This window comes from Streptomyces capoamus, assembly GCF_014654935.1.
Classification (GTDB): domain Bacteria; phylum Actinomycetota; class Actinomycetes; order Streptomycetales; family Streptomycetaceae; genus Streptomyces; species Streptomyces capoamus.
On the sequence record NZ_BNBF01000020.1, the window covers coordinates 45,559 to 55,802 of the forward strand.

The 10,244-nt window shown below is 74.8% G+C and carries 10 protein-coding genes; 2 read left to right on the forward strand and 8 right to left on the reverse strand.

Going from position 1 to position 10,244, the window contains the following annotated elements:
* The 7 genes from IE312_RS27515 to IE312_RS27545 form a co-directional block, all read right to left on the reverse strand.
* The coding region (locus tag IE312_RS27515) for an ABC transporter ATP-binding protein (protein WP_229900508.1) at positions 1 to 1,464 on the reverse strand (1,464 nt) is incomplete at its 3' end.
* A 73-nt stretch (positions 1,465 to 1,537) separates the two neighbouring features.
* On the reverse strand, positions 1,538 to 1,717 hold the full coding sequence (locus IE312_RS27520; protein ID WP_189985005.1) for a hypothetical protein: 180 nt from the start codon (positions 1,715 to 1,717) through the stop codon (positions 1,538 to 1,540).
* Positions 1,718 to 1,868: 151 nt separating this feature from the next.
* A complete protein-coding gene (locus IE312_RS27525; protein WP_229900509.1) occupies positions 1,869 to 2,672 on the reverse strand; it encodes an FAD:protein FMN transferase in 804 nt (267 codons plus the stop codon).
* Complete coding sequence (locus tag IE312_RS27530; protein WP_189985006.1) at positions 2,665 to 3,438, reverse strand: FMN-binding protein; 774 nt, start codon at positions 3,436 to 3,438, stop codon at positions 2,665 to 2,667. The genes IE312_RS27525 and IE312_RS27530 overlap by 8 nt, the downstream gene beginning before the upstream one ends.
* 16 nt (positions 3,439 to 3,454) lie before the next feature.
* On the reverse strand, positions 3,455 to 4,837 hold the full coding sequence (locus IE312_RS27535; protein ID WP_189985007.1) for a ferredoxin reductase family protein: 1,383 nt from the start codon (positions 4,835 to 4,837) through the stop codon (positions 3,455 to 3,457).
* Positions 4,838 to 4,896: 59 nt separating this feature from the next.
* The gene (locus IE312_RS27540) at positions 4,897 to 5,349 is read right to left on the reverse strand and encodes an FMN-binding protein (RefSeq protein ID WP_189985008.1); all 453 of its coding nucleotides are present in this window, start codon (positions 5,347 to 5,349) and stop codon (positions 4,897 to 4,899) included.
* Between the two features lie 26 nt (positions 5,350 to 5,375).
* Positions 5,376 to 6,734 carry a ferredoxin reductase family protein gene (locus IE312_RS27545; protein WP_189985009.1) on the reverse strand — a complete coding sequence of 453 codons (1,359 nt, stop codon included), beginning with the start codon at positions 6,732 to 6,734 and terminating at the stop codon, positions 5,376 to 5,378.
* A gap of 155 nt (positions 6,735 to 6,889) precedes the next feature.
* Here IE312_RS27545 and IE312_RS27550 point away from each other — a divergent pair, with 155 nt between their 5' ends.
* Both IE312_RS27550 and IE312_RS27555 read left to right on the forward strand, forming a co-directional pair.
* Positions 6,890 to 7,630, forward strand: a complete 741-nt coding sequence (locus IE312_RS27550) for a response regulator transcription factor (RefSeq protein ID WP_189985010.1) — start codon at positions 6,890 to 6,892, stop codon at positions 7,628 to 7,630.
* Positions 7,627 to 9,105 (forward strand): sensor histidine kinase, encoded by a 1,479-nt coding sequence (locus IE312_RS27555; RefSeq protein ID WP_189985011.1) that lies wholly within the window; start codon positions 7,627 to 7,629, stop codon positions 9,103 to 9,105. Before IE312_RS27550 ends, IE312_RS27555 begins: the two co-directional genes overlap by 4 nt.
* Here the strand turns inward: IE312_RS27555 and IE312_RS27560 are convergent.
* Positions 9,092 to 9,796: a L,D-transpeptidase family protein gene (locus IE312_RS27560; RefSeq protein WP_189985012.1), complete on the reverse strand. Its 705-nt coding sequence runs from the start codon at positions 9,794 to 9,796 to the stop codon at positions 9,092 to 9,094. The two genes, IE312_RS27555 and IE312_RS27560, sit on opposite strands and share 14 nt — an antisense overlap.
* Positions 9,797 to 10,244: the final 448 nt, after the last annotated feature.

A 10,244-nucleotide genomic window follows, 5' to 3' on the forward strand; every position in this document is an offset into this window, starting at 1 on the left:
GCCCTCGGGGAGCAGCTCGATGAACTCGTGCGCGTCCGCCGCCCGCGCCGCCGCGACGATATCGGCGTCCGTGGCCCCCGGCCGGCCGTAGGCGATGTTGTCCCGGACGGTGCCGTGGAAGACGAGCGTCTCCTGGAGCACCACCGCGACGCTCTCCCGCACGTCGGACAGGCGCAGCTGCCGCAGGTCGGTCCCGTCCAGGCGGACCGCCCCCCGGTCGGGGTCGTAGAAGCGCAGCTGGAGCTTGGCGACGGTCGACTTGCCCGCCCCGCTGGCACCGACCAGCGCGAGCGTCTCGCCGGGTGCCACGTGGAAGGACACGTCCGACAGTGCCCAGGACGGGGCGCCGGGGTAACGGAACCACACCCCGTCGAACTCCAGCTCGCCCCGCGCGCGGCCGGTCCGCCGGGCGCCGGGTGCCTCGGTCACCTGGGGCCGCTGGTCCAGCAGTTCGATGATCCGTTCCGCCGAGGCGGAGGCCGCGTAGAAGGTCGTGCCGAGGCGGGACAGCCCGCGGACCGGGCCGTACAGCTTGCCGATCAGTGCGAGGAAGACCAGCAGTCCGCCGAGCGTCAGCTGCCCCTGGGCCAGCTTCCACGTGCCCAGGCCCATCACGACGAGGCCGCCGGCCACCTCGATGACCTCCACGACGGGCCGGTAGACGGCACGGATCCGCGCCGAGGCCATCGTCGCCCGGAACCGGCCGAGGCTCTCCCGCTCGAACCGGCGCTCCTCCCAGCCCTGCCGGTTGTACGCCTGCACCAGCAGGACGTTGCCCAGCGACTCCTCGGCGACCGCGCTGAGCGAGCCGCTGCGCCGTCTGCGTTCCCGGGACGCCTGCTTGACCAGCCGCGAGAAGTGCCGGGCGGCGCCCCAGAACAGCGGCACGACGGCCAGGGCGAGCAGGGTCAGGTCCCAGCGCAGGTAGCACAGCAGGCCGAGGAAGACACCGAGGCGGACCACGTAGTAGAGGGCGTCCGCCACTCCGGAGAGCAGGAACGTCTCCACCGCGTCGACGTCGCCCGTGACCCGGGACAGCACGTCCCCGAGCCGCCGGCGCTCGAAGAAGCCGAGCGACAGACCCTGGACGTGCCGGAACACGTCGGCACGGAGGGCGAGCAGGAAGCGCTCGCCGACCCAGGTGGAGGTGACGTCGTCGGCGAAGCCGAGGACGCCGGAGCAGACGACCAGGCCCAGGAAGGCCGGCGCTATCCACAGGAAGGGGTGCAGGTCGCGGGGGACGAGCACGTCGTCCACGACCAGTTTGAAGAGCCACAGTTCGGCCGCGTCGACGAGGGGACCGGCCAGGCTGAACAGGACGACGGGCACGAGCCAGCGCCGGCCGCCGCGGGTGTACGGCCAGAACCGCCGGAACACCTCGCGCGGGGGCACCGGGGGAGCGGCCGCGACCACGGCGTCGGCACTCTCGGCCGGCGGGAGCAGACGCCGCAGGGGATGCGCCATGGGGTGCGTTCCTCGGGGACCGGCGGAGCGGACCGGAGCCTTCGGTCTCCGGTCCGCTCAGCGGCGTGGGTGATCAGTAGCCGCCGTGGCCGTGACGGTCGCCGTGGCCGTGGTCACCGTGGTCGCCGCGACCGTGGTCGCTGTGGTCACCGTGGTCGCCGTGATGGTCGTGGCCGTGGTCGCCGTGACCGTGGCTCGACCAGTCGTCGCCATGATCCCGCATCGCGGGCATCAGGCTGCTGAAGATGGCCATGTCGTTCCTCCTTCAACTTGCCTCATATGAGATACGTCCCAGGGCCGGTGCCGGATGCCGATCCGGAGGAAAAATCTCGCATCCGGGCGAAAAAGGCCGCTGGGTGACAAGGCTCCCGGGTGGAGAAACCGAGGGCCGCTTCCCGGACGGCTCAGCCCAGTCGCGCCGCCAGCCCCCCGGTGCACCGCACCTCGTCGCCCGCGGTGATCAGCAGGGCCTCCACGTCGGGCAGGGACTCCAGCCAGGCCAGCGCGGCCCGCGAGCCCATCGCGAACGCGGCCGTGGCCCAGCAGTCCGCCCAGGTCAGCCGGGGCCCCACCACCGTCACCGCCACCAGGTCCGTCACCGCGGGACGACCGGTGCGCGGATCGACGATGTGCGCGCCGCGCTCCGCCGTACCGGAGGTGGCCACCGCAAGTTCCGCCGCGCCCGCCGCCGAGATCACCGCCGCCAGCCCGCCGGGCCGCAGCGGATCGGCCACCCCCACCCGCCAGGAGCGCTGCGGCTCCGGCGCGCCGAGCAGCTGCACGTCGCCGCCCCCGTTGACGCTCACCCCGCGCACCCCGGCCACCGCCGCCAGCACCCGGGCGGCCCGCTCGGCCGCCCAGCCCTTGACGATGCCGGTGGGGTCCAGGGAACCCCGGTAGCGGGGGCTGAACCAGCCCTCGCTGACCCGCTCCGCCTCGGCCGCCAGCTCCAGCACCGCGGCCACCTCGGGAGCGCACCCGGAGACGGCCAGCTCACCCCGGGCGAGCCGCGACACCTCGCTGTCCTCGCGGTAGGTGCTGAACAGCGCGTCGGCCCGGTGCAGTGCGGCGACGGCCTCGGCGAGCGCCGCCCGCACCGCGTCCGGATCCCCGCCGCGGACGTCGAAGGAGAAGACCGTCCCCATGACCTCCTCCGCGTGACGCACCGCGGCGGGCGCCCCGGCCTGCTCGGTCACCGCGTCAGCCACCGGCCTGGTCCAGCGCCGACTGCAGGGACTGCCGGTAGCCGGTGCTGGTGTAGGTGGCGCCGGAGACCGCGTCGATGTCCGCCGTTCCCGCCGCCACGGCCTCCTGGTTGAGCTTGGGGACGGCGAGCTGGGTCTTCTGGTCGCTCAGGCCGCCCTTGGGCGCCTGGACCGCCTCCGCCGCGGTGATCTTGCCGCTGCTGACCGTGATCCGGACCTGCACCGGCCCGTACTGGGTCTGCACGGTCTTCCCGGTGACCGTCCGCGCCTGCGCCGCGCCGCCCCCGCCCGGGGTGCCCGACGACGCCGGCTTCATCCGGTCCAGCGCGGACTGCAGCGACTTCTTGTAGCCCTCGCTGGTGTAGGTGGCGCCGGAGACGGAGTCGATGTCCGCCGTGCCCGCCGCCACGGCCTCCTGGTTGAGCTTGGGGACGGCGAGTTGGGTCTTCTGGTCGCTCAGGCCGCCCTTGGGCGCCTGGACCGCCTCCGCCTTGGTGATCTTCCCGCCGCTGACGGTCAGCCGGACCTGCACGGCCCCGTACTGGGTCTGCGCCGCGTCACCGGTCACCGTGCCGGAGCCGGCCGGGGCGGCGCCCCGCGCCCCGCCCTGCGGTGACTCCTGGCCGGCCGCCGTCTGCTGCGGGGCCGCGCCCGCCGCCGACGCCGCGGCCGGATCCGACGCCGGCTTCAGCGACAGCAGCAGCACGACTCCGGACACGGTGGCGGCGGTGGCCAGCACGACCCGCCGCACGGGGTGGCTCTTCCTCATCGCTTCGCAGCTCCGCTCACATCTCGAACGACTCGTGGTGGATACGGCGGGCGGGCACCCCCGCCTCCCGCAGGGCCTCGAACACCGACTGCGCGAACCCGGGCGGACCGCACATGAAGACGTCGTGCGTCTCGATGTCCGGGATCTTCCGCTGCAGGTTCTCCGCGGAGATGTCCGGCCGCTCGCCCTCCGGGCTGTTCACGGCGTACATCAGCCGGGCGCCCCGCTCCTCGGCGATCGCCGCCAGCTCGTCCCACAGCGCCAGGTCCTGCGTGGTGTTGGCCCGGTACAGCAGCGTGATGTCCCCGGCCGCCCCGGGCAGCGTCTCGAACAGGGCGCGCATCGGCGTGATGCCGACCCCGCCCGCGACCAGCAGCACCTTGCCGCGGCTGCGGCGCTGCGCGGTCAGCGCGCCGTACGGCCCCTCGGCCCACACCTTCGTCCCGGGCGCCAGCTCGCGCAGCCGGGCGCTGTGGTCGCCGATCGCCTTCACCGTGATCCGCAGCATGTCGGGGCGCGGGGCGGCCGACAGCGAGTACGGGTGCGAGCTGAACCGCATGCCCGGGGCGAGGAACCGCCAGCGGAAGAACTGGCCCGCCTCCGCGCCCATCCGGTGCAGCCGCCGCCCGCCGATCAGCACCGACACGATGCCCGGCGTCTCCTCGATGACCGCCTCCACCCGCATGCGGTGCCGGAGGTTCAGCCGGATCGGGGTGAGGATCCGGTACCACAGCACCAGCGCGGTCACCGCGCCGTACAGGCCGTACCAGAAGGTCTTGGCGGCGGGCTCCACCGCGAAGTCGTTGCCGGTGGTGATCTGGTGCCAGAACGTCAGGAACACCGCCGCGTACGTCAGCAGGTGCACGTGGTACCAGGCGTCGTACGGCAGCCGGCGGCGGACCGGACCGATCGACGTCAGCCCGATGACCACGAACAGGCCCGTGCCGAGGGCGGCCTTGCCCATGTCCGGCAGCTGTTCGACGGAGTCGACGGTCTGCTGGACGATGTCGCCGAGGGACTTGCCCGCCTGCAGCGCGTACCCCCACATGATGAGGAAGACGTGCGCGACGACCAGGGACAGCGTGTACCGGCCGCTCATCGCGTGCCAGCGGGCCACCCGGTCCGAGCCGACCCGCCGCTCCAGCGCCGGGACGCGCGCCATCTGGAGCACCACCAGTGCCATCAGATAGCCCGCCAGCAGGCCGGTGATTCTGCCCGCGCCCAGGACCTGGCCCGTCAGGTCGGCGACGGCGGGGGTGTTGTGCCACCACAGCCACAGCACGGCCGCCGCGCCCGCCCAGACGGCGAGCAGCAGCGGGACGGCCGGGGAGCGGCGCGGACGGATGCGGCGCATCGTCTGTCGGCGGGCGGCACGTCCGCCTGCGAGCGTGGTGGTCACGGTTCCTCCGTGGGGACTTGACCCTTGGCCCTCAGATACGTGCCGTATCCGCCGGGTGTTCAGAGGCCGGCCGAGTCCAGCGCGGACTGCAGCGACTGCCGGTACCCCTCACTGGTGTACGTCGCCCCCGACACGGAGTCGATCCGCGCGCTCTGCGCCGCCAGCGCCTCCCGCCGCAGCTGGGGCAGGGCGTAGCCGTTGATCTCCTGGTCCCGCGGATTGTCCGTGGGGTAGGCCACGGCCGTGACGTCGGTCAGCCGGCCGTCCCGCACCGTCACCCGTACCCGGACCGGACCCCAGCGGGTCCGCACGCTGTCCCCGGTGGCCGTCCGGTTCTGGCCGGTCCGGCCCGGCGCCGCACCGCTCGACGCGGCGGGCGATTCGGTGCCCGCCGTCACCAGCGGGGGAGCCGTGTGCGGCTTCAGCGCCAGCAGCAGCACCGCCCCGGAGACGGTCGCGGCACTCGCCAGCACGATCCGGCGCAGCGGACGGCTCTTGTTCAACGCGTGCATGTCCAGGCCTCTCTACGCCTCGCGGGTCACAGCTCGAACGACTCGTGGTGGATCCGGCGGTCGGGCACCCCGGCCGCCCGCAGCGCCCGGTACACGTCCTGCGCGAAGCCGTACGGGCCGCACACGAAGACGTCGTGCCCGGCCAGCCCGGGGAAGGTCGCGCGCAGCGCCTCCGTGGTCAGGGCCGGGCGCTCCCCGCCGGGCCCGTTGAGCGCGTACAGCACCCGGGCGCCCCGCCGGCGGGCGATCGCCTCCAGCTCGCCGCCCAGGGCCAGGTCCTCGGCGCCGCGCGCCCGGTACAGCAGCGTGACCTCGCCGGGCAGCGTCTCGAACAGCGCCCGCAGCGGGGTCACCCCGACGCCGGCCGCGATCAGCAGGGTGTGCCGGCCGGCGGCCCGGTCCGCGGTCAGCGCGCCGTACGGGCCCTCCGCCCACACCCGGGTGCCGGGGCGCAGCAGGGCCACGGCCGCGCTGTGGCCGCCGAGCGCCTTGACGGTGATGCGCAGCAGGCCGGGGCGCGGCGGCGCCGACAGGGAGTACGGCGTCGACGTCCAGGCCATCCCCTCGGTGAGGAACCGCCAGCGGAGGAACTGCCCCGGCCGTACGGCCAGTTCGTCCAGACGCCGGCCGCGCACCACCACCGAGTACACCCCCGGTGCCTCCTGGTGCACCGAATCCACGGCCAGCCGGTGGCGCAGGTTGAGCCGGACGGGGGCGAGGACCCGGAACCACAGCACCAGGGCCGCCACGCCCAGGTACAGCGCGTACCAGGCGGCGGCCGCCACCGTGCCGCCGTTGAACTGCTCGCCCAGGGTCAGCTGGTGCCCGAACGCCAGGAACACGGCGGCGTAGGTGAGCAGGTGGACGTAGTACCAGAACTCGTACCCGGTACGGCGGCGCACGGCCCGCACCGAGGTGACGCCGACCGCGCACAGGATCACGGTGCCGGCGGTCGCCTTCAGCATCTCCGGATAGTCCAGGACGACGGTGACCGCCTCGTGCCACAGCGAGACCCGGTCCTGGGCCGCGTACCCGGCCAGGATCAGCACGACGTGCGCCGGCAGCAGACAGATCGTGTACCGGCCGGCCTGCGCGTGCCAGCGCGCCACCCGGTCCGAGCCGACCCGTGTCTCCAGCACCGGCACCCGGGCCATCAGACCGACCAGCACCGCGCAGGCGTACCCGCACAGCAGCCCGGCGATCCGCCCGGCGCCGGTCAGCCACCCGGCCACCCCGACCACGGAGCCGGTGTCCGCCCACCACAGCGCGAGGACGGCCGCCGCCCCCGCCCACAGCAGGGCCGCCACGAGGCCCGCCAGGGAGCGCCGGCGTTTCGCGCGCGGCGGCGGGGCGTGCGCCGCCCGCCGCGCGTCCACGGTCGTCATCAGTGTTCGCCGTCCCTTCGTCCGTCGGCCCCGCCACTGTGCGCGGCGAACCTCTGAGGCAGCTCTGAGCGACGCCCCGCCGGACGGACTCAGAGGAAACTCACAGGAGCGCGGGACACCCCGGGCGCCCCGGACCGGCGATGCTGGTGGACGCCATGAACACCACCCGCTCCGGCCGCCCCGCCCTCACCCGCCCCGACGGCACCGCGCCGCGCGTCCTCGTCGTCGACGACGACCCCGACCTCGCCGAGGTGCTCACGGGCGCCCTGCGCTACGAGGGCTGGGAGGTGCGCTCCGCCGGCGACGGCGCCGCCGCCCTCGCCGCCGCGCGCGAGCTGCTGCCCGATGCTGTCGTCCTGGACGTGATGCTCCCCGACACCGACGGCTTCGCGGTGCTGCGCCGCCTGCACGCCGTGCGGCCCGGCGTGTGCGTGCTCTTCCTCACCGCCCGGGACGCGGTGGAGGACCGGATCGCCGGGATCACCGCGGGCGGCGACGACTACGTCACCAAGCCCTTCAGCCTGGAGGAGGTCGTCGCCCGGCTGCGCGGCCTGCTGCGCCGGGCCGGGATGGCGCGCAGCCGGGAAGAGGGGCCGCGGCTGGTCGTCGGCGACCTGGTGATGGACGAGGACGCCCGCGAGGTGACCCGGGCCGGCGAGCTGATCGACCTCTCGCCGACCGAGTTCGAACTGCTCCGCTTCCTCATGCGCAACCCCCGCCGGGTGCTCAGCAAGGCGCAGATCCTCGACCGGGTGTGGTCCTACGACTTCGGCGGCCGGGCCCATGTGGTCGAGCTGTACATCTCCTACCTGCGCAAGAAGGTCGACGCCGGCCGCGAACCCATGATCCACACGGTGCGCGGCGCCGGGTACGTCCTCAAGCCGGTGCAACGGTGAGGCCGCCGCGTCCGCGCACCCTGCGCGCCCGGCTCACCGTCGGGCTGGTGACGCTGCTGGCGGTGAGCTGCGCGGCCGTCGGCCTGGCCGCGGTCGTGGAGCTGAACGGCTTCCTCACCCAGCGCCTGGACGAACAGCTCGCCCAGGTCGGCACCCGCTTCCCGGAGAGCCTGGAACACGAGGGCCGGCTGCCCGACGACCACGACGGCGACGAGCACGCCGACACCCGCCGCACGGCCACCGGCACCTTCGGTGCCCGGCTGCTGCACGGCACGGTCACCCACAAGGGGCTGATCCGCTCCGGCGACCCCGCCGCCGACCTGGACGTGGACCTGACCGCGCGGGACGCGGGCCGGCTGGCCCGGGTACCGGCCGACGCCCGGCCGCACACCGTCGACCTGTCCGCCCTGCACGACTACCGGGTCGTCGCCTCCCCGGGCCGGGACGGGGACGTGCTGATCGTCGGCCTCCCGCTGGAGCCGGTGGAGGCCACCGTCCACCGCCTGGAACTGGTGGCCGGCGTCGTCTTCGGTCTCGCCCTGGTCGTCACCGGCGTGGCCGGCGCCTGGTGGGTCCGCTGGTCGCTCCGGCCGCTCAGCCGGGTCGCCGCCACCGCCACCCGGGTCGGCGAGCTGCCGCTGGCCAGCGGAGAGGTCGCACTGCCGCCACGGGCCCCGGACACCGACCCGCACGGCGAGGTCGGCCAGGTGGCGGCCGCCTTCAACCGCATGCTGGGCCATGTCGAGGACGCCCTGACCAAGCGCCACGCTAGCGAGGAGCGGCTGCGCCGTTTCGCCGCCGACGCCAGCCACGAGCTGCGCACCCCGGTCGCCTCGGTCCGCGGCCACGCGGAACTGGCCCTGCTGCACCCGGGTCCGGTGCCACCGGAGGTGACCCGCGCCCTGCACCGCATCACGGCCGAGTCCGCCCGCATGGGCGAGATGGTCGACGACCTGCTGCTGCTCGCCCGCCTGGACGCGGGCCGCCCGCTGGAGCGGCGGCCGGTGGACCTGACCCGCCTGGTCCTGGACGCGGTGACGGACGCCCGGGCCGCCGGCCCCGGCCACCGGTGGGCCCTGGACCTGCCGGCGGAGCCGGTGACCGTGGAGGGGGACGCGCACCGCCTCCACCAGGTGGTGGCCAACCTGCTGGCCAACGCCCGTGTGCACACACCCGTGGGCACGGAGGTCACGGTGACCCTGGAGGCCGGCACCGGCGGGGCCCGTCTCACCGTCCACGACGACGGGCCCGGCGTCCCCGAGGACATCCGCCCCACCGTCTTCGAACGCTTCACCCGCGCCGAACACCGCCGCCGCTGCGACGCCCCCGGCGGCGGGGCGGGCCTGGGCCTGTCCATCGTGGCCGCGGTGGCGGAGGCGCACGGGGGCGGTGTGGACCTGGAGAGCGGGCCGGGGTCCACGAGCTTCACGGTGCGCGTCCCCGCCCGGGGGGACGGCGCCGTCAGTACCGGGTGACGGCCGTGTCCCCGCCCGCCGTGCCGATGGCCAGGTGCGGCTTCGCGGCCGGGTCGGTCCAGGCGAGGATCCGCCGCATGGCGTCCTCCGGCACCGACACGCAGCCGGCCGTCGCCCCCTTCCCGTCGACGTGCAGGAAGATACCGGCGCCCCGCCCGCGCACGGGCCGGTCGTAGTTGAAGCCGACGACCAGGGCGTGGGCGTACTGCGCCCCGTAGTCGACCAGGTGCTCGGACTCGGCGGCGCGGCAGTCGGCGGGCAGGGGGTCGACCCAGCGGTTGTAGGAGGCGGAGTCGTTGTCCTGGCACCACCAGGAACTCTCCCGCACCGACCGGTACTCCACCCTCGTCCCGGCCGGCGCCGCCTTCGTGCCGAAGCCGAAGGGCAGGTCGTACAGCCCGGTCGGTGTGGTGTTCGTGCCCTGTCGGCGGGTGGCGCCCTCCACCAGTCCGCCGGCCCCGAACCGTGCGGGTGCCGATCCCGCCTGGACCCACTGCCCGTCCCGCAGCTCCCACCAGCCGACCGTGCCCGTCGTGGCCCCGGTGTCCGGGGCCTGGGCGACGATCAGCTGGCGGCCCCCGCCGGTGTCCGCCATTGTCGCGGGCAGCGGCACCGGCTCGGCACCGGGCGCCGCGCCGAGCAGGGCGAGGCAGGAGGCGGAGACCAGGGCGAGGACCACACGGGAGCGCATGGCTCAGACGGTAGGGGGCGGCAGCGGCGGCGGCAGGCCGGGCGGTCCGTCCGGGCCGGCCGCCGTGTGCTCCTTCTCGGTGACGTCCGCGTCCGGGAAGGTGCCGTCCTCGCGGGGGAGCGCCTCGCGCGCGGATCGCGCCCGGCCCCGTACGCCGTGCGGGGCACGGCGGACCCGCGGTCCGGACCGGTCCGGCGCGGACGGCCGACGGCGAACCGCGGACGGCGAACCGCGGACGGCGAACCGCGGACGGCGGGCCGGGGACCGGGGACGGCGGGCCGGGGACGGCGCGCCCGGTCGGCCCGAGGTGCCGTGACCGCCCCCGCACCTGCGCGTCCCCGAGGCCGGGGGAGGAGGTGCGGGGGCGGACCGTCACCTCACTTCGTGGTCACCTCACTTCGTGGTCACCTCACTTCGTGGTCACCTCACTTCGTGGTCACCTCACTTC